The 23,094-nt window shown below is 54.0% G+C and carries 26 protein-coding genes; 12 read left to right on the top strand and 14 right to left on the bottom strand.

The genetic code is table 11. The features are described 5' to 3' along the window. The first annotated feature begins 249 nt into the window (after positions 1 to 249). Positions 250 to 1,137 carry a LysR family transcriptional regulator gene (locus P9J57_RS11420; protein WP_210509644.1) on the top strand — a complete coding sequence of 296 codons (888 nt, stop codon included), beginning with the start codon at positions 250 to 252 and terminating at the stop codon, positions 1,135 to 1,137. A 146-nt stretch (positions 1,138 to 1,283) separates the two neighbouring features. Here P9J57_RS11420 and P9J57_RS11415 read toward each other — a convergent pair whose 3' ends face one another. Then, the gene (locus P9J57_RS11415) at positions 1,284 to 1,562 is read right to left on the bottom strand and encodes a helix-turn-helix transcriptional regulator (RefSeq protein WP_042678238.1); all 279 of its coding nucleotides are present in this window, start codon (positions 1,560 to 1,562) and stop codon (positions 1,284 to 1,286) included. 889 nt (positions 1,563 to 2,451) lie between these two features. Between P9J57_RS11415 and umuD the strand changes: the two genes are divergently transcribed. The 5 genes from umuD (at position 2,452) to P9J57_RS11390 (ending at position 6,269) form a co-directional block, all read left to right on the top strand. Beyond that, positions 2,452 to 2,871 (top strand): translesion error-prone DNA polymerase V autoproteolytic subunit, encoded by a 420-nt coding sequence (gene umuD / locus P9J57_RS11410; protein ID WP_014605933.1) that lies wholly within the window; start codon positions 2,452 to 2,454, stop codon positions 2,869 to 2,871. A gap of 2 nt (positions 2,872 to 2,873) precedes the next feature. Beyond that, complete coding sequence (umuC, locus tag P9J57_RS11405) at positions 2,874 to 4,136, top strand: translesion error-prone DNA polymerase V subunit UmuC (protein ID WP_483279217.1); 1,263 nt, start codon at positions 2,874 to 2,876, stop codon at positions 4,134 to 4,136. 148 nt (positions 4,137 to 4,284) lie between these two features. Continuing rightward, positions 4,285 to 5,130 carry a glyoxalase III HchA gene (hchA, locus tag P9J57_RS11400; protein WP_015700389.1) on the top strand — a complete coding sequence of 282 codons (846 nt, stop codon included), beginning with the start codon at positions 4,285 to 4,287 and terminating at the stop codon, positions 5,128 to 5,130. 140 nt (positions 5,131 to 5,270) lie between these two features. Beyond that, complete coding sequence (locus P9J57_RS11395) at positions 5,271 to 5,912, top strand: TetR/AcrR family transcriptional regulator (protein WP_014593623.1); 642 nt, start codon at positions 5,271 to 5,273, stop codon at positions 5,910 to 5,912. A gap of 153 nt (positions 5,913 to 6,065) precedes the next feature. After that, on the top strand, positions 6,066 to 6,269 hold the full coding sequence (locus tag P9J57_RS11390) for a hypothetical protein (protein ID WP_013025644.1): 204 nt from the start codon (positions 6,066 to 6,068) through the stop codon (positions 6,267 to 6,269). A gap of 172 nt (positions 6,270 to 6,441) precedes the next feature. Here the strand turns inward: P9J57_RS11390 and ycgZ are convergent, their stop codons facing one another. The 4 genes from ycgZ to P9J57_RS11370 all read right to left on the bottom strand — a co-directional run bounded on the left by ycgZ (position 6,442) and on the right by P9J57_RS11370 (position 8,255). Further along, the gene (ycgZ, locus tag P9J57_RS11385) at positions 6,442 to 6,681 is read right to left on the bottom strand and encodes a regulatory protein YcgZ (RefSeq protein WP_014605931.1); all 240 of its coding nucleotides are present in this window, start codon (positions 6,679 to 6,681) and stop codon (positions 6,442 to 6,444) included. 233 nt (positions 6,682 to 6,914) lie between these two features. Beyond that, on the bottom strand, positions 6,915 to 7,184 hold the full coding sequence (locus P9J57_RS11380) for a hypothetical protein (protein ID WP_014605930.1): 270 nt from the start codon (positions 7,182 to 7,184) through the stop codon (positions 6,915 to 6,917). A gap of 578 nt (positions 7,185 to 7,762) precedes the next feature. After that, positions 7,763 to 7,990 carry a YgdI/YgdR family lipoprotein gene (locus P9J57_RS11375; protein ID WP_014605929.1) on the bottom strand — a complete coding sequence of 76 codons (228 nt, stop codon included), beginning with the start codon at positions 7,988 to 7,990 and terminating at the stop codon, positions 7,763 to 7,765. 31 nt (positions 7,991 to 8,021) lie between these two features. After that, positions 8,022 to 8,255 carry a YgdI/YgdR family lipoprotein gene (locus P9J57_RS11370; protein WP_014605928.1) on the bottom strand — a complete coding sequence of 78 codons (234 nt, stop codon included), beginning with the start codon at positions 8,253 to 8,255 and terminating at the stop codon, positions 8,022 to 8,024. Between the two features lie 230 nt (positions 8,256 to 8,485). On the opposite strand from P9J57_RS11370, the gene uraH reads away from it, so the two are divergent. The 5 genes from uraH to pdxY all read left to right on the top strand — a co-directional run bounded on the left by uraH (position 8,486) and on the right by pdxY (position 12,532). Beyond that, complete coding sequence (uraH, locus tag P9J57_RS11365) at positions 8,486 to 8,905, top strand: hydroxyisourate hydrolase (RefSeq protein WP_013025649.1); 420 nt, start codon at positions 8,486 to 8,488, stop codon at positions 8,903 to 8,905. Positions 8,906 to 9,208: 303 nt separating this feature from the next. Next, on the top strand, positions 9,209 to 9,523 hold the full coding sequence (locus P9J57_RS11360; protein WP_013025650.1) for an MliC family protein: 315 nt from the start codon (positions 9,209 to 9,211) through the stop codon (positions 9,521 to 9,523). A gap of 23 nt (positions 9,524 to 9,546) precedes the next feature. Further along, the gene (gene pdxH, locus P9J57_RS11355; protein WP_088900357.1) at positions 9,547 to 10,203 is read left to right on the top strand and encodes a pyridoxamine 5'-phosphate oxidase; all 657 of its coding nucleotides are present in this window, start codon (positions 9,547 to 9,549) and stop codon (positions 10,201 to 10,203) included. Positions 10,204 to 10,340: 137 nt separating this feature from the next. Next, positions 10,341 to 11,615 (top strand): tyrosine--tRNA ligase, encoded by a 1,275-nt coding sequence (gene tyrS, locus P9J57_RS11350; RefSeq protein ID WP_014605927.1) that lies wholly within the window; start codon positions 10,341 to 10,343, stop codon positions 11,613 to 11,615. 56 nt (positions 11,616 to 11,671) lie between these two features. Beyond that, positions 11,672 to 12,532 carry a pyridoxal kinase PdxY gene (gene pdxY / locus P9J57_RS11345; RefSeq protein WP_013025653.1) on the top strand — a complete coding sequence of 287 codons (861 nt, stop codon included), beginning with the start codon at positions 11,672 to 11,674 and terminating at the stop codon, positions 12,530 to 12,532. A gap of 28 nt (positions 12,533 to 12,560) precedes the next feature. Here pdxY and gstA read toward each other — a convergent pair whose 3' ends face one another. Both gstA and dtpA read right to left on the bottom strand, forming a co-directional pair. Continuing rightward, positions 12,561 to 13,166 (bottom strand): glutathione transferase GstA, encoded by a 606-nt coding sequence (gene gstA, locus P9J57_RS11340; RefSeq protein WP_014605926.1) that lies wholly within the window; start codon positions 13,164 to 13,166, stop codon positions 12,561 to 12,563. A gap of 152 nt (positions 13,167 to 13,318) precedes the next feature. Then, positions 13,319 to 14,803 (bottom strand): dipeptide/tripeptide permease DtpA, encoded by a 1,485-nt coding sequence (gene dtpA, locus P9J57_RS11335; RefSeq protein ID WP_014605925.1) that lies wholly within the window; start codon positions 14,801 to 14,803, stop codon positions 13,319 to 13,321. Between the two features lie 599 nt (positions 14,804 to 15,402). On the opposite strand from dtpA, the gene P9J57_RS11330 reads away from it, so the two are divergent. Then, positions 15,403 to 16,101 carry a CTP synthase C-terminal region-related (seleno)protein gene (locus P9J57_RS11330; protein WP_105077458.1) on the top strand — a complete coding sequence of 233 codons (699 nt, stop codon included), beginning with the start codon at positions 15,403 to 15,405 and terminating at the stop codon, positions 16,099 to 16,101. 55 nt (positions 16,102 to 16,156) lie between these two features. Here the strand turns inward: P9J57_RS11330 and nth are convergent, their stop codons facing one another. The 7 genes from nth to rsxA are packed head-to-tail and all read right to left on the bottom strand — an operon-like array spanning position 16,157 to position 22,996. Continuing rightward, entirely contained in the window at positions 16,157 to 16,789 is a 633-nt protein-coding gene (nth, locus tag P9J57_RS11325) for an endonuclease III (protein ID WP_013025657.1), read from the bottom strand. Beyond that, positions 16,786 to 17,490, bottom strand: coding sequence for an electron transport complex subunit E (locus P9J57_RS11320; protein WP_014605923.1), 705 nt, complete (start codon positions 17,488 to 17,490; stop codon positions 16,786 to 16,788). Before P9J57_RS11320 ends, nth begins: the two co-directional genes overlap by 4 nt. Then, on the bottom strand, positions 17,483 to 18,115 hold the full coding sequence (gene rsxG, locus P9J57_RS11315) for an electron transport complex subunit RsxG (RefSeq protein WP_165836191.1): 633 nt from the start codon (positions 18,113 to 18,115) through the stop codon (positions 17,483 to 17,485). Before rsxG ends, P9J57_RS11320 begins: the two co-directional genes overlap by 8 nt. A 3-nt stretch (positions 18,116 to 18,118) precedes the next feature. After that, on the bottom strand, positions 18,119 to 19,177 hold the full coding sequence (gene rsxD, locus P9J57_RS11310) for an electron transport complex subunit RsxD (RefSeq protein WP_013025660.1): 1,059 nt from the start codon (positions 19,175 to 19,177) through the stop codon (positions 18,119 to 18,121). After that, positions 19,178 to 21,844 (bottom strand): electron transport complex subunit RsxC, encoded by a 2,667-nt coding sequence (gene rsxC, locus P9J57_RS11305; RefSeq protein WP_483279216.1) that lies wholly within the window; start codon positions 21,842 to 21,844, stop codon positions 19,178 to 19,180. Beyond that, positions 21,837 to 22,415, bottom strand: a complete 579-nt coding sequence (gene rsxB, locus P9J57_RS11300) for an electron transport complex subunit RsxB (RefSeq protein WP_013025662.1) — start codon at positions 22,413 to 22,415, stop codon at positions 21,837 to 21,839. Before rsxB ends, rsxC begins: the two co-directional genes overlap by 8 nt. Further along, positions 22,415 to 22,996: an electron transport complex subunit RsxA gene (gene rsxA / locus P9J57_RS11295; RefSeq protein ID WP_013025663.1), complete on the bottom strand. Its 582-nt coding sequence runs from the start codon at positions 22,994 to 22,996 to the stop codon at positions 22,415 to 22,417. Before rsxA ends, rsxB begins: the two co-directional genes overlap by 1 nt. Positions 22,997 to 23,094: the final 98 nt, after the last annotated feature.

The following is a 23,094-nucleotide window of genomic DNA, read 5'->3' as shown; positions in this document are numbered from 1 at the left end:
CGCTGAACAGAGGCAAGGCATAACGGTTAGCCGCATCGTTGCGCGGTCAGGATTAAACGAAAAGTTGCCCTTCAGCCCCTCGTTAAACTTATGTCGCTTTAAAAGATGTCTCGCGCCAGGGAAGCTGTTCGCTGAGGCCTGCATCCTGCTATAGCACGTTTTTTCTGAAGAAAAGCATTAGCGGAGGAGATGGTAGGGGATTTCAAAATTCCGACAAGCGAGATAATTTGAGAGGAGCCAAAAGAATTTCTGGGGGTAAATGTGAAACATGATGTTCCGCTTAACGCACTTCGGGCTTTCGAAGCCTCCGCCCGCCACCTGAATTTTACCCGCGCGGGCCTGGAGCTGTTTGTCTCTCAGGCCGCCGTCAGTCAGCAGGTCAGACTGCTGGAAGAACGACTGGGCGTCGTCTTATTCCGCCGGTTGCCGCGCGGTCTGGAGATGACGGATGAGTCCAGGCTGCTGTTTGCTGAAGTGTCAGAAGCCTTCACGCAGCTTGAAAACGCCTGGCGTCGTTTCGAAGGGGGCGAATACCGAGAGGTGGTGACTGTCGCCTGCGTGGGGACTTTTGCATTGGGCTGGCTGTTACCCCGGCTTGAGGCGTTCCGTCAGCAGCATCCGGCGCTGGAACTGAACGTACGCACCAACAATAACGTGGTCAACCTGGCGGGCGAGGGCGTGGACTATGCGATTCGGTTTGGCTCTGGCGCCTGGCCCGCCACGCAGAATGAACGGCTGTTTACGGCTCCGCTTACGGTGCTCTGTCGCCCCGACGTTGCCCGCCGCCTGCAACAACCCGCCTGCCTGTTACGGGAAAATCTGTTACGTTCCTACCGGGCTGATGAGTGGGACAGCTGGTTTACGGCAGCGGGGATCACACCGCCCAGGATCACCGGCCCGATATTTGACTCGTCACGTCTGATGATTGAGGCCGCGTTTCATACGGGCGGCGTTGCGCTGGTGCCGGCGTGCATGTTCCAGCGTGAACTGGATGCCGGTACGCTGGCCCGTCCTTTTGCGCTAGAGATTGATGTCGGCAGCTACTGGCTAACCTGGCTCCGTTCAAAGAAGATGACGCCATCGATGGAAATATTTCGTGAATGGATAGGGCGGCGGGCAACAGGCGAAGGCGAATAGCCGGATAAGCCCGACAGCCTGTTGTGAATAACATTACTCGGGTCGAGGTAACCCGCGTTAACCGGATTAAGACAGCAAGGCGGCCTGTGAGCCGCCAGCGGTTTTTTCACTGGCCCCCTTCGTCACAGGCGTAAAAAAACAGGGATTCATTTTATTATGCCCATTCTGCGTTCAGGAATGCTCTGCGCCGCTTTTTCATTTTCGCTGGTTTCCCGGTAATTAAGAAACCAGATGATAAACTCACTGTTATTTTTCACGCCAAGCTTTTTCATGACACGTTGCTTAATATAATATGCAGCGTGCACGGGAAGCGCCATCCAGTCTGCTATTTTATTCATTTCCATTCCCGTCATAAAAAACCACGTTAATGAAATTTCATCGGTTGTTAAAGATACTTTCTGTCCGTGACGGTTTTTTAATTCCATGCTGTGCTCCTTTCCCTTATAAGGCTGTCAGGTCAGGGCGCATCATAGCGCCGGGCGGCGGTGAGAACACTTCACGTATTCTTTACTTATCTTAATAATTATATTAACAGTTAAATCAGATGTTTATATGTCTTCATCAGATCTGATCTACGCAGGCATGATCAGAAGCAGTCAGGAAAAGCATCTCTTACCGCACCGCGATATCGGGCGCGCCCCGCCGGGGGCCAGCTGAAACGGCTTATCACTGACGGGCCAGGTTTCTGTGATTCCGCTTTATCGAACGGTGTGCTGTGCGTGCGGGGATAAATACCCTGTCCTGGCATCAGGCCGGGAAGAATAATAAAAACGGCCGGAGGTTAACGCAACAGGCGGCGCCTTGTGTCTTTCATGTTGTGTCTTTCATCAAATCGCTATCTGAATAGCGATACGTCGGTATTAATATAAGGCATAACGACAATCATTATTTGCAGTTTATTATTGGCAGAAAATTAAATCAGTCAGCGCCAGAATACAAATGCTGTCGATGTTTACGCTTCCGTTCATCGGGACCAAACAGAAAAGCGCGTTAATTAACGGGAAACATGCAGGTGAACGGCCCACTGAAATACCGTGCGTGTGACCGTTTCAGGGTCGTGAACATGACGCAGCCACGGCGTCAGACAAAAAGCGCGCCACGAACGAACAGGTTCAGGCGCAGAGAAAGCCGCAGGTGAAAGAATGACCTGAATGCAGGATTGCTGAACAGTTGCGTAAAACCTGCCCGGCGCGGCTGCAAAAAAATCTGTATCCACATCAACCGCTTCATATAAACCCTTGCCATTTCACTTGATCAAACCCGTTGATCGCGATTACTGTAATTATATACAGTTATTTTGGAAGGGAGGTAAATGTGGAGCTTATCAGGCCAGCAAACGTCAGTGCGTTACTCGCGTTGCCGCTGTTTATGGAGCGGGTGCCATGTGGTTTTCCATCGCCGGCTCAGGACTACGTAGAGCAACGTATTGATTTGAACAAGCTGATCGTTCAGCACCCCAGTTCGACCTATTTTGTACGGGTAAGTGGAGAGTCGATGACCGGCGCAGGCATTAATGACGGCGATATGCTGGTGGTGGACAGCGCGCTAAGAGCCTCGCATGGCGATATCGTGGTCGCCTCTGTCGAGGGGGAATTTACCGTTAAGCGTCTTCAGCTTCAGCCCTGTCTGCAACTGATGCCGATGAACCGGCAGTTTAAACCGATTGCGATTAGCACGGAGGATGCGCTGGAAGTGTTTGGTGTGGTGACCTATGTGATCAAGTCGGTTTATTAATCATGTTTGCGCTGGTAGACGTGAACAACTTTTATGCCTCCTGTGAAACGGTGTTTCGGCCCGATCTAAAAGGAAAGCCCATTATTGTGTTATCTAACAACGATGGCTGTGTGATTGCACGCAATGCGGAGGCAAAAGCCCTGGGCATTACGATGGCCGTGCCCTTTTTCAAAATGCGGGAGATTATTGCCCGTCACAACGTGCAGGTTTTTAGTTCCAACTACGCCCTTTATGCGGATATGAGTACCAGAGTGATGACGCTGCTGGAGGAAATGGCGCCCTCGGTAGAGATTTATTCCATTGACGAAGCCTTTCTGGATCTGACGGGCGTCAGTCACTGTATGTCGCTCGACACCTTCGGCCGCGAGATCAAAACCCGAATAAAAAAAGAAGTTCATCTCAATGTGTGCGTCGGCATTGCCCCCACCAAGACGCTGGCAAAGCTGGCTAACCATGCCGCAAAAAAGTGGAGTAAGACAGGCGGTGTTCTGGATTTGTCCAACAGAGATCGACAGAAAAAGTTGCTTTCACTTGTGCCGGTCGCCGATATATGGGGCGTTGGCAGACGGCTCAGCCAGCGACTTGAGGAAATGGGGATTAAAACGGCAGATGATTTAGCCTGCCAGAGCACCAGCCTGATTCGTAAAAATTTCAGCGTGGTGCTGGAGCGCACCGTAAGAGAGTTGCGCGGCGAACCCTGTCAGGATCTGGAGGCGCTCGAACCCACCAAACAACAGATTATGTGCTCACGCTCCTTCAGCAGTCGCCTGTCAGACTATACGCAGGTGCGGCAGGCCGTCTGCACCTACGCCGAACGTGCGGCCGAAAAACTTCGCAAAGAAAAACAGTACTGCAGACAGATCGGTGTGTTTTTGCGCACCAGTCCACACGCGCCCGGCGAAAATTTTTACGGTAATCAGGCCACGGGGCTACTCCTGACGCCGTCTCACGATACGCGCGACATCATCCGGGTGGCGACCGAGATGCTCGACTATATCTGGATAGAAGGGCATCGCTATATCAAGGCCGGCATTGTCCTGAGTGATTTTTTCGACCATGGCGTAACGCAGCTGGATCTGTTCGACGAACGATCGGTTAACCCCGGCCGTAACGATCTGATGCAGGTGATCGATTTGATTCACAAAGAGGGCAAAGGAAAGATGTGGTTTGCCGGGCAGGGGACGGAAAAACGCTGGGCTATGAAGCGCGAGATGCTGTCGCCGGCTTACACCACCCGCCTGAACGATTTGCCCGTGGTGAAGTGACGGCGGCCGTCGTGACATCGGTTTCAGGCGCGGTCATAAGACGGAATGCTCTCATAAAGGGTCCGTTTTGTGCTGCCGCTCTGCGTAAACCAGGCTTTCTGGTCTAGGATGAAACAGGTATTCATTCGCCCTTAAGGAGAGCATTGTCATGTCAGAACTCAGTAAATCTCCAGTGGCCGATCAGGCTGAACATAACGCGTTTTTCCCGTCAGCCTATTCTCTTGACCAGTTCACCAGCCCTAAATCCGATCTGAGCGATGCTGAATACGCGCAACCGTACTCAGGGCACAAAAAAATTCTGGTCATCTGCGCTGACGAGCGCTATCTGCCGCTGGATAACGACACGCTGTTTTCAACCGGGAATCATCCCATTGAAACCCTGCTGCCGCTGTACCACCTGTATCAGGCCGGCTTTCAGTTTGACGTGGCCACGCTGTCCGGACAGATGGTGAAGTTTGAACACTGGGCAATGCCCCAGCAGGATGAGGTGGTGGTCGGATTTTACAACCATTGCCTGGCGCTGTTCCGTTCACCTTTAACGCTAAGCGACGTGGTGGCATCACTTACGCCTCATTCAGACTATGCCGGTGTGTTTATTCCGGGGGGGCACGGTGCGTTGATTGGGTTGCCAGAAAGTGAGGCGGTCGCAGAGGCGATTCGCTGGACGCTGGCAAACGATCGTCATCTGATATCGCTATGCCATGGCCCGGCAGCGTTTCTTGCGCTGGGTAAAGGGGAAAACCCGCTTAACGGCTACGCTATCTGCGCATTCCCGGATTCAGCGGATAAGCAAACGCCCGATATCGGCTATATGCCGGGGCATTTAACCTGGTATTTTGGCGAGAAGCTTCAGGCAATGGGGCTCACGCTGGTCAACAGTGATATCAAAGGCACCGTACATAAAGACCGTCGGGTATTAACCGGCGACAGCCCGTTTGCCGCCAATGCGTTGGGTAAACTGGCTGCAGAAGCATTACTTAACGCTAACCGCTAAAGGCTCGCACCTGCGCCCTGAGCGGTCGCCTGCAATGCCTTCGTGCAGGCTTCTGCATCAGGGCTGGGATTCGGGGTATACTTGTGATCCACGCCTGAGATACAATCACGGGTGCATATCGTTTTCGGCCAGTGCCGAAGATGTCGCCTTTCACATTGGTCGTCATGAACAGCCAGCTATCTACAGCCTGTAAACACAGAGAACGCGGTCGGCCCAGAGAGTTCAATATGGAACAGGCTCTGGACAAGGCAATGATTGTGTTTCGGCAAAAAGGCTATCATGCCGCATCGCTGGCCGATCTCGGTGAAGCAATGAACCTCTCTGTCGGCAGCATCTACAAGGCTTTCCAGGATAAGCGTTCATTGTTTTTGCTGGTCTTTCAGCGCTATATCGCCGTTCGCAATGCGGATTTGCGGGAGCGGCTGGCTCAATACGCCACCGGCCGCGCGAAGCTAAGCGAGCTGTTGCAGTTTTATCTGGACTCCTCTCGTGGTGGTGAAGGGCGCACCGGCTGTCTCGTGGTCGGCAGCGCCATTGAGCTACAGGTGCTCGACGCAGAGCTGTCGCAGTTGGTTGCCCAGGTGATCAACCGCAATAAGCACTTTCTGATGTCATTACTGGAAGAAGGGCAGCACGATGGCTCAATATCCGCCGATCTTGATATTGAAACGGCCGCAGGCCTGATTTTGCGTATCGCATTTGGCATGCGCGTCACGGGCAAGGTCGCCGATGTTGCCAATGAGCAAGCGACCATCGCCCTGGCCTTGAAAATACTGGATTAACATTTGTCTATTTAGGAAGCGAATATTTCCTAAATTATAGCGCGAAGATGACAGCTAACGCATGAGATCTGATGCGCTAACAGGACGAATGGAAAAGCGCCATTTTGATAAACGAATGAATATTAAATGAAAAGTAAAGTTTGAGGAAAATGCGTGAAACAAAACAGGACAGAGATCGGTGAAGAAATACACGCGCTTTTAGGAAGGATTGTGTCAGGTATTCTTCAGCCCGGAGAAGCGGTGACGGTACAGGACATTATCAGCGCGCTGCACCAGCAAAGTCTTCAGACGGCGTGCGAAAAGACCAGGCTGACTTGCGAACAGGCCATCCGCATCCTGGCGCATAAACTTCACTAGCGTGTGAGGATCATTTGCCGGACAGGGTTCTGCAAAGCAGCGGAAGCAACAGAAACAGTAAAAGTAGTAGAAACAACAGAAACAGTAACAGCACCAGAAGCAGTAACAGCGGTTATGCCGCTACTGCTCTGACAAAGATGACCCGCCCGAATAACGGCAGTCAGTTGCCGTGTCACCGCCCAAACAGCAACCCAATCAATTCACGACAAAGACGCTCTTCTTCCTGACTTGCCGACAGCTCAAGGCGGCGCAGCAGTTTAGTACAGATAGATTTACGGTTTACGTTCTGACCTGCGCGTAAAATATCAACAACGATCTGTCCCAGCAGCTCTTGCTGTGAAGGCAGGTTCGCCGCAGAAAAATAACGTGAGATATCGTCGGCGCTCTGAGGTAGGCGATGATTGTGTTGCATAGGTGCTCTCGCAGTGGTCCAAAAGTCGTCAGTTGAAAGTAGCATAAAGTTATACAATAAAATAAAACTTGTACAGCTATTTCGATGTAAAAATGAACGGTTGCTGGCGGAGAGGGAAAAAGCAGGCTGCAACAGCCCGTTGACAAGGGAAAACAAAGAAGAGAGCAGGGCCGGACAAGGGTAACGCGGACGCACAGCGCGCCCGCGTGGAGGGATAACCCCTGACCGGAGGGTTAGTGTTCGGTCAGGTTGGCAGGCACCTGGCCAGTAACGGCCATCCAGTTGAGCTCTGCCCGCTCCCGTGTCGCGACGTTAATAAAGCTCTTCAGCCATTTACGGGCATCCGCGATTTGAATGACCCGCTCGTCGTCGATTTCATTATCCGCCATAACGCTCAGCTGACGGATCAGCGAAACCACAGTTATCTCCTCATCCTGTAGGGCCAGGTTCACCGCAGCTTCACCAATAATCTTATGGCCGGTAGCTTCATCGTGAAAATACATATGCACCTCCTGAGTGAGTGAGAATGTCGTCGACCCAGTAATTAGTCTAGTAAAAGAAATGCATAGTGAAAGCCTAATTTCATTAGGCATTACCTATCAAAGAAAGCCGTGAAAAAAGTGAACTTTGTGATAAGCGCGCTAAGCTCTTAAAAAGCAGGGAAAAAGCGCAATCAGAGAGGTTTTCCAGAAAGAAATTGAAGTGATTAAAGCACTAGATACGCGGTCATTGGCCTGAAATTAAGATAGGTGCTTGACAGTTAAAGGCCGAAATTGCGGCACTATTCGGATCGTAGCAGGTAAAATAAACCTGTTATGAGGCCCTAAAAGCGTTAAAAAAAGATCGCCAGAACGGCGAAAAGTCAGACGCAAGATGAAAAGTCACCTTAAGCAGATAGCAGATAGCAGAAAACAGAAAACAGAACGGGTCTGACGTCACCCTGTTTACATTCGATTCTGACATCAGAATAAACCGGAGCGTGAGCGGCGTATTAACGAGCAGGGGAGACGATAAGGCGAGGGGAAACAGAACAGGGCTGCGGGCAATAAAAAAAGCCGCCCTGTTCGGGGCGGCACATTTATTAGTTTGGAACTTCTGAAACGGCTTTAACGTCGGTTTTATTAATCTGCTGTTTCACACCGTTTGCATCGGTGTAGCCCAGTAAACCGGCGTCAGATTCAGAAGGTTTGCCGTCACTAATAATGGTACGGCCATCGTTAGTGTGAATGGCATAGCTGGTACGAGTACAGCCACTTAATGCGGCCATGCCGATCAAAACGGCCAGCGGTAAAATCAGCGTCTTCTTCATAGTCTTCACCTTATATCCATGATGGAATTAATTAGTTATCAAGTTCACTCATGTTGCTGATCTGATCGCGATTAATTTGTTCGGTTTTGCCTGTTTGTGCATCACGATAAGAAACCAGCCCCGTATCGCTGTCAATTTGAGGCTTACCGTCGGTCACTATCGTGCGGCCGTCTGATGTTTTAATAGATTGGTTTGAAGAGCAACCTACTAACGTTGCCAGGGACAGAGCAAGTAAAACGGCGGCTGAGAAGGATTTAGTATGCATTTCATCTCCTTGAAGTGGACCTTGAATTAAACAGCATAGACGCTTTTGAGATTTTTGCAGACCAAAGCGCGAAACGACATAAATGATGAAAAGAAAATAGCGCGAATAGCTAAAACAGAGCAGGAAAGCATCCTGTCTCTCAGAAAATTCACATTTAACGCCTGTCGTTAGGTATTTCATCGGGCGCTCTGTAACCTTGGTAACAGGTTAACTAAATAAAGGAATCGACAATGAAATGGCAAATGAGTGCAGTCGCAGCGTTATTAATGGGTTCAGTGAGTGCTTATGCAGCGCAATCAGACAGCATGAAAAATCCCCTGAGCGTTCATGTATTAAATCTGGAGTCGGGCACGCCAACGCCGGGTATTTCCGTTGACCTTGAACATAAAGAGCAGGATAAGTGGGTAAAACTTTCCTCCGGTGTTACCGATAAAAACGGCAGAATTAGCGCGCTGTTTCCCGAAGGGAAAAAAGTTGAAACAGGCGATTACAAAGTCGTCTTTAAAACAGGCGATTATTACCAGAAAGTTCAGCACAAATCCTTTTTCCCGGAAATTCCGGTGATATTCCACATGGAAAGCAGCGAGCCTCATTACCATATTCCGTTACTGCTGAGTCCCTATGGCTATTCAACCTATCGCGGTAACTAATTTCACCCGGCAGCGTCACTGCTCAGAGGCACTGCCGGCCCAGTGAGGGGCACTTCGCGTAGGCAGCATACCGCTGCTGACCCTCTACCTGCCGCCCTGCGTCTCCTGCAGGGTGGCGGAACGCGCCCGCCGTATTCGTCTTTATTCCACTGCCTTATTTAAACACTTTTGCTGATGCCCAGGCTATCATCGGTTAAATTGCCCTGACAGGCCGGTGCGCCCGCGTGGCTCTCCGGCGAAGGTCAATGACACCTAATCAAGCAGAACGCCCCATGCCCTGCTTTCCGTACAGGAGAATCACTGATGTTAAAAGGATTAACCGTGGCTGCTGTGTTAGTGCTGTCGGGCTGTAGCCTGATGCACAAGTCGTCGCCCGCGCCAGAAACGTTACACTACCGCTGTGGCACATTGCCGCTCACCGTGACGCTGGATAATGCCAAACAGCAGGTAAGCTTTATCATGGACGGCAAGCCGCTGACCCTGACACAAACGGTTTCCGCTTCCGGCGCTCGCTACAGCGACGGTCACTATGTTTTCTGGTCCAAAGGAAACGGCGCCTTTATTGAGCGCAATGATAAGATCGTTGTAAACGATTGCGAGTTGCAACCTGCCCGTTAACGTTACCGGAGTGAATGTGCATCATGAGTGACAGTGACATGCTACAAACTATTGCCCATCTGCGCCGTGAATATACGCGAGGTGGGCTGCGTCGCAAGGATCTACCCGATAATCCGCTGGCGCTGTTCGAAAGCTGGCTAAAGCAGGCCTGTGAGGCGCAACTGCCCGATCCCACCGCCATGACGGTGGCCACGGTGGACGAGCAAGGGCAGCCTTATCAACGTATCGTGCTGCTCAAGCACTACGATGAGCAGGGCATGGTGTTTTACACCAACCTCGGCAGCCGTAAAGCACAGCAGCTGGGTCACAACCCGCGTATTTCCCTCCATTTTCCCTGGCACTTTTTAGAGCGTCAGGTGATGGTGTTGGGCGACGTCGAGAAGCTGTCGCCGCTGGAGGTATTGAAATATTTCAGCAGCCGTCCCCGTGACAGCCAGATTGGCGCCTGGGTTTCCCGACAGTCGAGCCGGATCTCTGCCCGCGGCGTTCTGGAAGGCAAGTTTCTGGAGCTGAAGCAAAAATTTCAGCAGGGTGACGTGCCGCTGCCCAGTTTCTGGGGCGGTTATCGGGTGAAATTTAATACGATGGAGTTCTGGCAGGGGGGCGAACATCGTCTTCACGATCGTTTCCTCTATCAGCGAGATAACGACGGCTGGAAAATTGACCGACTCGCGCCGTAAAACTGCGTTTTCCCCCTCATCAGCGCTGGCACAGAAGGCGTCAGCGCTTTATGCTATAGCCCTTAATTTTTCCTTCCGCAACTCAGCGGAAAGCTGTGTACCAGCATAGGTGCAGCCTGATCAATTTGGAGTCAGTGATGACCAGCAGTAACCTGATACAACAATTGCAAGAGAGGGGCCTGATCGCCCAGGTGACGGATGAAGACGCGTTAGTAGAGAAACTGGCGCAAGGGCCAATTTCGCTCTATTGCGGCTTTGACCCCACTGCTGACAGCTTGCATTTGGGCCATCTGGTTCCACTGCTCTGCCTCAAACGTTTTCAGGATGCCGGGCACAAGCCGGTTGCGCTGGTAGGCGGCGCCACGGGCTTAATTGGCGATCCCAGTTTCAAAGCTGCAGAGCGTAAACTCAACACCAGCGAAACCGTCGGTGAGTGGGTAGAAAAAATCCGGACGCAGGTCGCACCCTTTCTGGACTTTGACTGTGGTGCCAACAGCGCGATTGCGGCCAATAACTATGACTGGTTTGGCAATATGAACGTGCTGACTTTCCTGCGTGACATCGGTAAACACTTCTCTGTTAACCAGATGATCAACAAGGAAGCCGTTAAACAGCGCCTGAACCGTGACGACCAGGGGATCTCGTTCACCGAATTCTCCTATAACCTGCTGCAGGGTTACGACTTCGCCTGTCTGAATGCGCTGCACGGCGTGTCCCTGCAGATTGGCGGATCTGACCAGTGGGGTAACATCACCTCCGGTATCGATCTGACGCGTCGTCTGCACCAGAACCAGGTATTTGGTCTGACCGTTCCGCTGATCACCAAATCGGACGGCACCAAGTTCGGTAAAACCGAAGGCGGCGCGGTCTGGCTGGATGCGAAGAAAACCAGTCCCTACAAGTTTTACCAGTTCTGGATCAACACCGCAGATGCGGATGTTTACCGCTTCCTGAAGTTCTTCACTTTCCTGAGCATTGAAGAGATTCATGCCCTGGAAGAAGAAGATAAAAACAGCGGAACCGCGCCGCGCGCGCAGTACGTGCTGGCCGAGCAGGTCACGCGCCTGGTGCACGGCGAAGAGGGGCTGGCTGCCGCGAAACGAATCACCGAGAGCCTGTTCTCTGGCGCGCTGAGCGATATGACAGAGGCCGACTTCGAACAGCTGGCGCAGGATGGTATGCCGACCATCACGCTAAGTGCCGAAGACGATCTGCAACAGGCTCTGGTCAAAGCTGAGCTGGTGCCTTCACGTGGTCAGGCTCGCACCATGATTGGTTCGAATGCCGTATCGCTGAACGGTGAAAAGCAGTCTGATGCTGAGTACCGTTTCAGTGACAGCGATAAGCTGTTCAACCGCTTCACGCTGCTGCGTCGTGGTAAAAAGCATTACTGCCTGATTAACTGGCAGTAACCTTTCAGGGCCGGTTTCCGGCCCTTTTTTATGGCAAGGCACTACAGGGCAAAAAAGTGAAAAACGTTTTAGCAATTCAGTCGCACGTGGTGTTTGGTCACGCGGGCAACGCGGCGGCAGAGTTCCCGATGCGCCGTATGGGTGTGAACGTCTGGCCGCTGAATACCGTGCAGTTTTCTAACCATACGCAATATGGCCACTGGACCGGTACCGTGATGCCGGCCACGCACTTAACCGATATCGTCAAAGGCATTGCCGATATTGACCGCCTGAAAACCTGTGATGCGGTACTCAGCGGTTATCTGGGCTCGGCCGAGCAGGGCGAAAACATTCTGGAAATCGTGCGCCAGGTAAAAGCCGCGAACCCGGAAGCCTGGTATTTCTGCGATCCGGTTATGGGGCACCCGGAGAAGGGCTGCATCGTTGCACCCGGCGTGGCGGAGTTCCACTGCAAACTGGCGCTTCCCGCCAGCGATATCATCGCCCCCAACCTGCTGGAGCTGGAAATGCTCAGCGAACGCAGCGTAACCAGCGTAGAAACGGCGGTTGACGCGGCACGTATGCTGATTAGCCAGGGGCCTAAAGTCGTGCTGATTAAGCACCTGGCGCGCGCGGGGCGCCGCAGCGATCGGTTTGAGATGCTGCTGGTGACCGCCGGTGAAGCCTGGCACATCAGTCGTCCGCTGGTGGATTTTGGCGTTCGTCAACCGGTGGGCGTGGGCGATCTGACCAGTGGCTTGTTGCTGGTCGATCTGCTGCACGGGCTGTCGCTGCAGGCGGCGCTGGAACACGTCACTGCTGCGGTCTATGAAGTGATGCTGAAAACGCATGAGATGGGCGAGTATGAACTGCAACTGGTTGCCGCTCAGGATGCCATTGTCCGACCAACGCACGTCTTCCCCGCTGAGAAGCTGTAAAAAAGGGCCGGTTACGGCCCTCATCGTATCAGTTAAGTCCTTCCGCTTTGAGCGCGGCCTGAACCGACGGCCGCTCTGCAACGCGTTCAAACCAGTGTTGCAGGTGGTCCCGCGCGGCCAAATCCAGGTTCAGCGCTTTTGCCCAGCGGGTAACCACAAATAAATAGGCATCCGCGACGCTGAAGTGCACGCCCATCAGCCACTGTTTGTCTTTAAGCTCATCGTTTACCCAGGCAAATTTCGCCTCCAGCTGGCGGCGCACCAACGCTTTGTACTCCTCAGGCGCATCGTTGCGAAACAGGGGAGAGAAGCTTTTGTGTAACTCGCTGCTGATATAGCCGAGCCACTCAATGGTGTGATAACGCGTCAGGCTCCCCACCGGGGCCAGGAGGTGACGATCGGGTTTAAGATCGGCCAGATACTGCACAATCGCCGCGCCTTCCGTTAATACATTCCCATCGCTCAGCTGCAGGGCCGGCACCTGACCTTTGGGGTTGATCTGGCGAAAATCTTCACCGCGCTCGGTGAGCTTAGTCTGCAGATCAACATTAACCTGCGTAAAGTCCAGACCACATTCACGCATGACGATATGCGGTGAAAGGGAACAGGCACCAGCTTTACAAAACAGTTTCATAATGAGGCCACCATGTTGCGAATCGTGTTTGCATAGTAATCTCATGGCGCGGAATTGCCAGTAATAAGGCGCAGGAATGTGCGAGGCATTGATCGGCGACAAAAACAAAAAAACCGGGCAGGCCCGGTTTTCGTGGAAAGTCATGACGTCAGTCAGGCTTTGTCTGCTGCCGTATCTTGAGTCATGCGGTTCAGCAGAGGGGCGGTAATCAGCATCAGCACGGCGATGACCGCCGTCGCGATACCAATCTGCTGGAAAACTCTGCCGTAGGTGGCCAGGGAGATCAGCGGATCGGTAACGTTTTCAGGAACGGCCATCAGGTTTGCCACTTTACCGGCAATGACCGCAGCGCCCGCCGTCGTCAGGAACCATGAACCCATGATAAAGCCCATCAGACGCTGCGGAACCAGCTGCGCCACCATGGCCAGGCCAAGACCGGAAATCATCAGTTCACCAATGCTCTGCAGGCCATAGCTGAGAATCAGCCAGTTAACAGACACAATCCCCGCATCGCTGGCAAACTTCGCGCCGACCGGTAACACCAGGAAGGCTGCGGAACACAGCACCATACCGATGGCGAACTTGTGCGGCATGGGCAGTTTATCGCCCAGCTTGTTGTAGACGGCTGCCAGAATCGGGCTGGCAAGCATGATCCAGAACGGGTTCAGCGCCTGGAATTGCTCAGGGGCAAAGGTGATACCCAAAATGCTGTGCTCAACGTTGCGAATCGCAAAGAAGTTAAGCGACGTTGGCATCTGCATATAGAGCACGAAGAACACGATGGCTTCCACCATCAGCAGGAACGCAACAATCATACGACGACGGGCTGCGCCGTGAAGGGCAAAGGCTTCTTTGGCAAAGATGACAAAGATACCGAACGCTATCACGCCTAACAGCACGCGGGCGATTGACTGGTGGTGCAGCATCCAGTTTGCCAGGGCGACCAGGACGACAATTCCCACCAGAGTCATCAACAGTTTGCCGAACTGAAGTGGGGCAAAGTCCGGTTTAGAGCCGAAGTCTTTCACCAGGCGTTTGCAGAACAGGAAGTTAAGCAGCGTGATGACCAGGCCGACAACCGAGAGCGAAAACGCCACGTTGTAGCCGTACTTCTCCGCTAACCACGGAGTCAGCATCATTGAAAACAGCGAACCGATATTGATGGACATGTAGAACATGGTGAAGGCCCCATCAATACGGGGATCGTCTTTGTCATAGCACGTCGAGAGCAGCGAAGAGGGGTTAGCTTTAAACAAGCCACTTCCCACGGCAATGGTCGCCATACCAATATAAACGATACTGACGTTGTGGCCCGAGAAGGCCACCAGGGCATAACCTATTGCCAGAACCAGCACGCCAAGAACGATAACGCGTTTGGTCCCGAGGACTTTGTCACCCAGCCAGCCACCGATGGCGACAAGGCCATATACCAGGGCGCTAAATGAGGAGAACAGGGTAATAGAGTCGGACTCCGACATCCCCAGTTGTCTCACCAGGTAAACCGCCATAATGGCCTGCAGGCCGTAGTAACCAAAACGTTCCCATAATTCGATAGAAAAGATCAGGTAAAACGCTTTGGGCTGTTTGAACGCGTTAAGGCTGACGGCCTCGTCGGTGTGTTTGTTTGCAGTTGACACTTGTACCTCTGTTATTTCATATCCTGTGTCGCGACAGGAATTAAGTCCGCGCCATGTGATCAGACCATGGGCCAGATTTTTATTAGATGGGAAAAACGGCGACTAATTTGGCTGAATAAAGGCGACAGGGCAAGCGTTTTCTACCTTCTGCTGGAAAGCGATCGTGTGGCGTGAAAACCTAAATAAATATTATTAGTTGGAATTTAATTCTGATTTTAAGCGTTACTGTGAAGTAATGGCGTCACGTTAGGGTTGCAGGAGTGTTAATAATGACATTAACTACTAAAACGGCGTTACGCCGAGCTTTACAACGGAAAGTGATATTTTCTCAGGACAATCTGGCTATAAAGCAGGTTTTGACGCCGATTTGATGAAATAGTCTGCGTATTATGACGTTAATCTCCACCAAAGGCGTAAAAAGGTTGATTAAGGTCACATTTTTGCCTGTTAATTCAGGCAGAGAAAAAAGCTTATCTGGGGACGGCGTGCCCGTAGCGCTTCGCTGTATCGGGTGGGAGACACGACAGAGCCGCACTTCGGGACTCGACATCCGTTGCCCCCTACCGTAGCATCCTTATTTCGTTAAGAGGAATTTTGCTATGCCGTTACCTTTACGTCTCGCGTTAGTCGGCGACTATCGTCCGGAAGCCGTTGCGCATCAGGCTATTCCCCTGGCGCTTTCCCGTGCCGCTGCCCATCTTGCTATCGATATTGAACCTGAGTGGATCCCAACACCTGAGCTGGGCGATTTAACCGCCATCAGGCAAAGCCATGCCGTATGGCTGGTGCCGGGAAGTCCCTATAAAAATGATGAGGGCGTCTTCAGTATGCTGCGCTGGGTACAGGAAGGGGAAAAACCTTTTCTGGGTTCCTGTGGCGGTTTTCAGTATGCCGTGATCGACTATGCACGTCACGTACTGGGCTGGCATGATGCGAATCATGCAGAAACCAGCGATGAAGGGCGGATGGTGATTGCGCCGTTAAGTTGCTCGCTGGTGGAGCAGCGCGGTGAGGTGACATTTGAACCCGGTTCACGTATTGCCACCGCCTACGACAGCCTCTCCAGCGATGAAGGCTATCACTGCAACTTTGGCGTTAACCCGGACTTCAGTGCAGCGCTGGAAGGCAACAATTTGCGTATCACCGCCTGGGATCTCAATGGCGATGTACGCGGCATAGAACTGACCGATCATCCTTTTTACGTTGCCACGCTCTTCCAGTCCGAGCGTGCAGCCTTACAGGATAAGGATTCTCCGCTGGTGATTGCCTGGATGCAGGCGGCTCTGGATCAGCGTTAGATCAGAAAATAAAAAGCCTGTGTGTTCACAGGCTTTATCAGACAACACCTTCGCGTTATTCCACTTTATCCGGGTATTCGCACAGGTCCTCAATCAGACAGGCGCCACAGCGCGGCTTACGGGCCACACAGGTATAGCGACCGTGCAGAATCAGCCAGTGGTGGCAGTCCACTTTGAATGCCTTGGGCACAACCTTTAACAGTTTTTCTTCGACCTGCTCGACATTCTTGCCGGGGGCGAAATTTGTCCGGTTGCAGACGCGAAAAATATGGGTATCCACTGCGATGGTGGGCCAGCCAAAGGCGGTGTTGAGTACCACGTTTGCCGTTTTACGGCCCACACCGGGCAGCGCTTCCAGGGCTGCACGATCTTCGGGTACCACTCCGCCGTGCTGTTCCAGCAGAATGCGGCAGGTTTTGATGACATTTTCTGCCTTGCTGTTGAACAGTCCGATCGTTTTAATGTATTCCTTCACACCGTCCACGCCCAGCGCCAGCATCGCAGCGGGCGTATTCGCGACCGGGTAGAGCTTTGCGGTGGCTTTATTCACGCTGACGTCGGTGGCCTGGGCAGAGAGCAGAACCGCAATCAATAATTCAAACGGCGAGCTAAACTGCAGCTCGGTCGTAGGATGAGGATTAGCCTGCTGCAAACGGCTGAGGATCTCGGTACGCTTTGTCTGGTTCACACGGCTTTTCCGGTATTGCCTTGCGGTGCAGCCAGCGCCTGCTCTTCAGCACGGCGCACAGCACGCTGCTTCATTTTTTGATCGATCAGGTATTTACCCGCCAGCATCATGCCCAGACCAATAAAGGCGCCAGGTGGTAACATCGCCAGCAGCATCGGTGAATCCAGATGAATCACCTCAATTTTTAATGCTTTTGCCCACGGGCCTAACAGCTGGTCTGCACCGTTAAACAGCGTCCCGCTGCCAATAATTTCACGGAGGGAACCCAACACCACCATTGCGCAGGTTGCGCCCATCCCAATGGCAAAACCATCAAGGGCTGCAAGAGGGATGCTGCTTTTCGATGCGACGGCCTCGGCACGGCCTACCACGATACAGTTGGTCACGATAAGCGGAATAAAAATACCCAACGACTGATACAGGCCATAGGCATAAGCATTAATCAGCATCTGTACACAGCTCACCACGGACGCGATGATCATCACGTAAATGGGGATGCGAATCTCCGAGGGCACCCAACGGCGCGAGGCGGAAATAAAGCTGTTGGTCAGGGTCAGCACCAGCGTGGTGGCCAGCCCCAGCCCCAACGCATTGGTGGCGGTGGCGGTCACCGCCAGCAGCGGACACAGGCCCAGCAGCTGCACCAGCGCCGAGTTATTTTTCCACAGCCCGCCTACCAGCAGGTTTTTAGCTTCACTCATTTGCGTCTCCACATTCGGGTAACGAAGAGAGTTTCCCTTTCAGGGATTCAATTAATAATGCCGTACGTTTGGTGGCATTCACGACGGCTCGTGGGGTAATCGTGGCGCCGGTGAACTGATCGAATTCGCCACCGTCTTTTTTAACGGCAAACGCTTTATCATCCGGACCTGTTACCACTTTGCCATTAAAGCTGTTAATCCAGTCAGAAATGCGCAGTTCTATTTTATCGCCCAAACCGGGCGTTTCATGATGTTCAATCACGCGGACGCCCAGCACCTTACCGTTAAAGTCAGCCCCGACCAGCATCTGTATCGCGCCGGAATAGCCGTCCGGTGCCGTCGTTTCCAGCGCCGCGGCAACAGGCTGGTTGCCTTTACGTGCCAGATAAAGATGGTGTGGATTGGCGTTACCCAGCGCCGGATCAGTGACAACGTAACATTCCTGCTGAATGTGGTTGTCGTACATATCGGTCGGCACCACCTGGTCCAGCAAATTTTTCTGCTGCAGTTGCGTCTGATGCTCAACGGTTGGCTTAGTGACCGTATTCACTATGGCCGTCACGCCGGTCGTAATGGCGGCAAACAGCGCCAGCGTCACGCCATTTTTGCGTATCGTGTCCAGCATCATTTAATCCTTTTGATGGCCGTAAACACGCGGCTGAGTGTAATAGTCAATCAGCGGTACGCATATATTAGCCAGCAATACAGCGAAAGCAACGCCGTCCGGATATCCGCCGAAGCTGCGAATTAACCAGATCAGCAGCCCAATCAGCGCACCGTAGAGTAAACGACCACGGTCGGTCGTGGAAGCGGTGACCGGATCGGTAGCAATAAAAAATGCCCCAAGCATAGTGGCACCTGAGAACAGATGAATCACTGGGCTGTTGAGCGTAGCGGGCGAGAACAGCCAGCCCAGCGTTGCGCAGAAGGCCAGCGACAGCAAAATGGCAGCCGGGATATGCCAGCGAATGGCGTTTTTCCATAGCAGGAACAGACCGCCCACCAGATAACCCAGGTTAACCCACTGCCAGCCGAGACCCGCGAGCACACCACTGTAAATGGGCTGGGCCAGAAGTTGCGCGGCGCTGTGGCCCGCGCGCAGGCCGGTTTTAAATGTATCGAGCGGCGTGGCCTGGCTGACGCCATCGGCACCGAGCTGCAGCTGCTGCATCGTGTCGCCCGCAAGAGTATGGCCGGTAAAAATCATACTGAGTGAATCGAGCATCCCCGGTTTAATCATCTGTAACGCGTCCGGCGGCATCCAACTGGTCATCTGTACCGGAAACGAGATCAGTAGCACCACATAGCCTACCATCGCCGGATTAAAGGGATTTTGTCCCAGTCCACCGTAAAGCTGCTTGGCGATCACGATCGCAAAGACTGTACCGATCACTACCAGCCACCAGGGCGCCAGAGAGGGGATGCTGATTCCCAGCAGAATGGCCGTCAAGAGGGCTGAATTATCCGCAAGGTTGGCAGCAACCGGGCTTTTGCGTAAACGCAGGATGGCCGCTTCGGTAAGCAACGCCGTTACCGAGGCCAGAATCACCTGCAACAGCGTGCCCACGCCAAAGAAATAACACTGCGCTGCAAAGCCCGGCAGTGCAGCCAGCACCACCAGCATCATGATGTTGCCGGTGCTGCGCCGGTTGTGGGTATAAGGTGAACTTGCTATACGAAAAGCCATTTAGTCCTCAGGTGTCAATGTCGATTGCGCTTTACGCGCTTTGGCACGTTCGATAGCAGCCGCAATAGCGGCTTTGCGCGCGTCAGTAGGGTGCTCAAGTTCCGGCGCCTGTTCGGCTTCAGCATTCGCATTATTGGCTTGTTCTTGCACCATTTCCGCCTGCTCGACGTCACGGTGCGCCTCTGTTGCAGCCAGTGCAGCATCGCGAGAAGCGTCCTCCGCGCGAGCCAGGGCGGCGGCGGCTTTCTTCGCTTTGGCACGCTCCACGGCGGCGGCCACGGCGGCCTTGCGTGGGTCTTCCGGCGGAGCGGGCTGCACATCCTCGGTACTTTCAGCGACGGCGGCCTGCGCGGCTTTCTTCGCTTTGGCGCGTTCCACAGCGGCGGCCACGGCGGCCTTGCGCGGGTCTTCCGGCGGAGCGGGCTGCACATCCTCAGTACTTTCAGTGACGGCGGCCTGCGCGGCTTTCTTCGCTTTGGCGCGTTCCACGGCGGCGGCCACGGCGGCCTTGCGCGGGTCTTCCGGCGGAGCGGGCTGCACATCCTCAGTACTTTCAGCGACGGCGGCCTGCGCGGCTTTCTTCGCTCTGGCGCGTTCCACGGCGGCGGCCACGGCGGCCTTGCGCGGGTCTTCCGGCGGGGCGGGCGGCACATCCTCAGTACTTTCAGCGCTGGCGGCCTGCGCGGCTTTCTTCGCTCTGGCACGTTCCACGGCGGCGGCCACGGCGGCCTTGCGTGGATCCTCCGGTGGGGCGGGCTGCACATCCTCAGTACCTTCAGCGCTGGCGGCCTGCGCGGCTTTCTTCGCTTTGGCGCGCTCCACGGCGGCGGCTACGGCGGCCTTGCGTGGATCCTCCGGTGGGGCGGGCTGCACATCCTCAGTACCTTCAGCGCTGGCGGCCTGCGCGGCTTTCTTCGCTTTGGCGCGCTCCACGGCGGCGGCTACGGCGGCCTTGCGTGGATCCTCCGCCACCTCTTCAGACGCGTCCGGAACGGCTGATTTTTTTGCTTTAGCACGCGCAATAGCGGCTTCAACCGCCGCTTTGCGCGGATCGGTCGTCTGGCGGCTCAGTGCCTGGGTTTCCGACTGGGCTTCAGCCTGGCGCAGGCGAGCCTGAGCATGGCGAGCCTCGGCGACGGCCTCTTCGTTTCCACCAGGTTTTGCTTTCGCGCGTGCCTGAGCCGCAGCCAGTTCAGCACTGTCGCTGCGCGCTACGCGCTGCTTCGCCTCTGCATGGCGTGCTTCACGTGCCTGTTTTTCCCGTTCGAGTCGTGCCTGACGCGCTTCAAACCGTGCTTTCGCTTCCAGCGTCCGTTTGGCTTCCAGATCGATAGCCCGCAACTCGGCTTTTTCCTGGCGGTAATACTGCACCAGCGGGATGTTGCTGGGGCAAACATAGGCGCAGGCACCGCATTCAATACAGTCATCAATATGGTGCGCACGGGCTTTATCATGATCGCCGCCCTTGCTGTACCAGTAAAGCTGCTGCGGCAGCAGCTTAGCCGGGCAGGCATCAGCACAGGCAGAGCAGCGAATACAGGACTGCTCCTGCTCGTCGTTGCCCATTTCCGTGCTGGACGGTGCCAGAATACAGTTGGTGATTTTAACCACCGGGACATCCAGTGACGGCAGGGTAAAGCCCATCAGCGGGCCGCCCATAATCACCATCTGGCGTGGCGAGGGATGAAAACCGACCTGATGAAGCAGATGACTGATTGGCGTACCCAACCGGCTCCACACATTACGTGGCTGGGCGATGGCTTCACCTGTCAGCGTGACCACGCGCTCGGTGATGGGCTCGCCATTAATGATGGCGCGCTTAACCGCCCAGGCCGTGCCGACGTTTTGCATCAGCACGCCAATGTCCGTCGAGCGTCCGCCGTGCGGCACTTCCATACCGGTAAGAATTTTGGTGAGCTGTTTGGCACCGCCCGAAGGATACTTGGTGGGAATGACGCGAATCTGGAGATCGCGCTCACCGCCCAGCGCCTGCTTCAGAGCGGCGATGGCTTCAGGTTTGTTATCTTCGATGCCAATTAAAACGCGATCTGCCTGTAAGACCCAGGCCAGAATCCGGCTGCCTTCCAGCACTTCGGCTGCGTAATCCTGCATCAGCCGATCGTCAGCGGTGATATAGGGCTCACACTCGGCGGCATTGATAATCAGCGTTTTAACGCCCCGCAGGCCGCCTTTCAGCTTAGTGGCGGTCGGGAAGCCTGCGCCGCCCAGGCCGGCGATGCCGGCATCGTGAATGCGTTTCAGGATGGCGGCTCGTTCATGCTGGCGGTAGTCCGGCAGCGGTTCCAGCGGCATCCAGCGGTCCTCACCATCCGGCGTCAGGAAAATACACAGCTCTGACAGGCCCGAAGGGTGAGCCGTCATGTGCTGGGCAATATCCTCGATGACGCCGGACGTCGGTGCGTGCACCGGCAGCATTCTGCCCTGGCCAAACGTCAGTGGCTGACCGCGCAGTACGCGATCGCCCGGCGATACGCAGATCTCACCTTCATGACCAATATGCTGTTTCAGCGGAATAATAAACCGGTGCGGCAGCGGCAGCTCGGCCAGTGGCGTACCGTTAGACTGGGTTTTCATTTCAGGCGGATGAATGCCGCCCTGAAAATCCCAGGTTTTCTCTTTTTTAAAAAAATTTAGCAGATTAAGCATGACTCTCTACCGGGATCACCCGAACAGGAATGGTTTCAAGATCCCATTTCCAGTTGGCCGTGGTGGTGGCAACCGGACGCATCTCAATACAATCGGTAGGACAAGGCGCGACACACAGGTCGCAGCCCGTACACACGTCGCTCAGCACGGTGTGCATGGCGCGTGTTGCGCCAACGATGGCATCAACCGGGCAGGCCTGAATACATTTCGTGCAGCCAATACAGTTCGCTTCATCTATCCATGCCACGGTGCGCACGGGCGCTTTGGCTTCTTCGTCACCATCAATCGGCTGCGGCTCAACGTTGAGCAGGGCCGCCAGCTTCAGCATGGTCTGTTCGCCACCGGGCGCACATTTGTTGATGGCTTCACCGTTATTGCCCACCGCATCGGCATAAGGACGACAGCCAGGATAACCGCACTGGCCGCACTGGCTTTGCGGAAGAACAGCGTCGATCTGCTCAACAATGGGATCTTCTTCAACCTCAAAGCGTCGTGAGGCGTAACCCAGCAGGGCGCCAAACACAAGGCTCAGGGCGCTTAATACCGCAACCGCTATCCAAATCGCACTCATCAGAATTTCACCAAACCGGTAAAGCCCATAAACGCCAGTGCCATCAGGCCTGCGGTGATCAGCGCAATCGAGTTTCCTTTGAACGGGGCAGGCACGTTTGCCAGAACCAGGCGCTCACGCATACCGGCAAACAGCACCATGACAAGCGAGAAGCCCAGCGAGGCGCTGAATCCATACAGCGCCGCCTGCAGGAAGGTGTGGTTGAGGTTAACACTCAACAAGGGAACGCCCAGCACCGCGCAGTTGGTGGTAATCAGCGGCAGGAAAATACCCAGCAGTCGGTAAAGCGACGGGCTGGTTTTGCGCACCACCATTTCGGTGAACTGCACAACCACGGCGATCACCAGAATATAGGCCATGGTGCGCAGGTACACTAAGTCCAGTGGCACCAGAATAAGATGGTTCACCAGCCATGCACAAATAGAGGCCAGTGTGATAACAAATGTGGTGGCGAGGCCCATGCCAATCGCCGTTTCCAGCTTTTTGGAAACGCCCATAAAGGGACACAGGCCGAGGAACTTCACCAAAACGAAGTTATTCACCAGCACAGTACCCACAAAGAGAAGGAGATAATCGGTCATTTTTTCGCCTGAATACCAGAAAGCGGCTTATTATCATTGATAAAACGCTGTATCACAACTGTGACACAACATTGTCTACGGACAACCGCACTCAGGAT

This window comes from Pantoea sp. nfd-35 (assembly GCF_056892255.1).
Note: the sequence above shows the minus strand (reverse complement) of the source record. Positions and strands in the feature narration are given on the sequence as shown.

What these genes read in the sequence shown, in the direction of transcription:
- P9J57_RS11415 (WP_042678238.1), bottom strand. Translation starts at nt 1,562, where the DNA reads ATGGAATTAAAAAACCGTCACGGACAGAAAGTATCTTTAACAACCGAT.
- umuC (WP_483279217.1), top strand. Translation starts at nt 2,874, where the DNA reads ATGTTTGCGCTGGTAGACGTGAACAACTTTTATGCCTCCTGTGAAACG.
- hchA (WP_015700389.1), top strand. Translation starts at nt 4,285, where the DNA reads ATGTCAGAACTCAGTAAATCTCCAGTGGCCGATCAGGCTGAACATAAC.
- P9J57_RS11395 (WP_014593623.1), top strand. Translation starts at nt 5,271, where the DNA reads ATGTCGCCTTTCACATTGGTCGTCATGAACAGCCAGCTATCTACAGCC.
- ycgZ (WP_014605931.1), bottom strand. Translation starts at nt 6,681, where the DNA reads ATGCAACACAATCATCGCCTACCTCAGAGCGCCGACGATATCTCACGT.
- P9J57_RS11380 (WP_014605930.1), bottom strand. Translation starts at nt 7,184, where the DNA reads ATGTATTTTCACGATGAAGCTACCGGCCATAAGATTATTGGTGAAGCT.
- P9J57_RS11375 (WP_014605929.1), bottom strand. Translation starts at nt 7,990, where the DNA reads ATGAAGAAGACGCTGATTTTACCGCTGGCCGTTTTGATCGGCATGGCC.
- P9J57_RS11370 (WP_014605928.1), bottom strand. Translation starts at nt 8,255, where the DNA reads ATGCATACTAAATCCTTCTCAGCCGCCGTTTTACTTGCTCTGTCCCTG.
- uraH (WP_013025649.1), top strand. Translation starts at nt 8,486, where the DNA reads ATGAAATGGCAAATGAGTGCAGTCGCAGCGTTATTAATGGGTTCAGTG.
- P9J57_RS11360 (WP_013025650.1), top strand. Translation starts at nt 9,209, where the DNA reads ATGTTAAAAGGATTAACCGTGGCTGCTGTGTTAGTGCTGTCGGGCTGT.
- pdxH (WP_088900357.1), top strand. Translation starts at nt 9,547, where the DNA reads ATGAGTGACAGTGACATGCTACAAACTATTGCCCATCTGCGCCGTGAA.
- tyrS (WP_014605927.1), top strand. Translation starts at nt 10,341, where the DNA reads ATGACCAGCAGTAACCTGATACAACAATTGCAAGAGAGGGGCCTGATC.
- gstA (WP_014605926.1), bottom strand. Translation starts at nt 13,166, where the DNA reads ATGAAACTGTTTTGTAAAGCTGGTGCCTGTTCCCTTTCACCGCATATC.
- P9J57_RS11330 (WP_105077458.1), top strand. Translation starts at nt 15,403, where the DNA reads ATGCCGTTACCTTTACGTCTCGCGTTAGTCGGCGACTATCGTCCGGAA.
- P9J57_RS11320 (WP_014605923.1), bottom strand. Translation starts at nt 17,490, where the DNA reads ATGAGTGAAGCTAAAAACCTGCTGGTAGGCGGGCTGTGGAAAAATAAC.
- rsxG (WP_165836191.1), bottom strand. Translation starts at nt 18,115, where the DNA reads ATGCTGGACACGATACGCAAAAATGGCGTGACGCTGGCGCTGTTTGCC.
- rsxD (WP_013025660.1), bottom strand. Translation starts at nt 19,177, where the DNA reads ATGGCTTTTCGTATAGCAAGTTCACCTTATACCCACAACCGGCGCAGC.
- rsxC (WP_483279216.1), bottom strand. Translation starts at nt 21,844, where the DNA reads ATGCTTAATCTGCTAAATTTTTTTAAAAAAGAGAAAACCTGGGATTTT.
- rsxB (WP_013025662.1), bottom strand. Translation starts at nt 22,415, where the DNA reads ATGAGTGCGATTTGGATAGCGGTTGCGGTATTAAGCGCCCTGAGCCTT.
- rsxA (WP_013025663.1), bottom strand. Translation starts at nt 22,996, where the DNA reads ATGACCGATTATCTCCTTCTCTTTGTGGGTACTGTGCTGGTGAATAAC.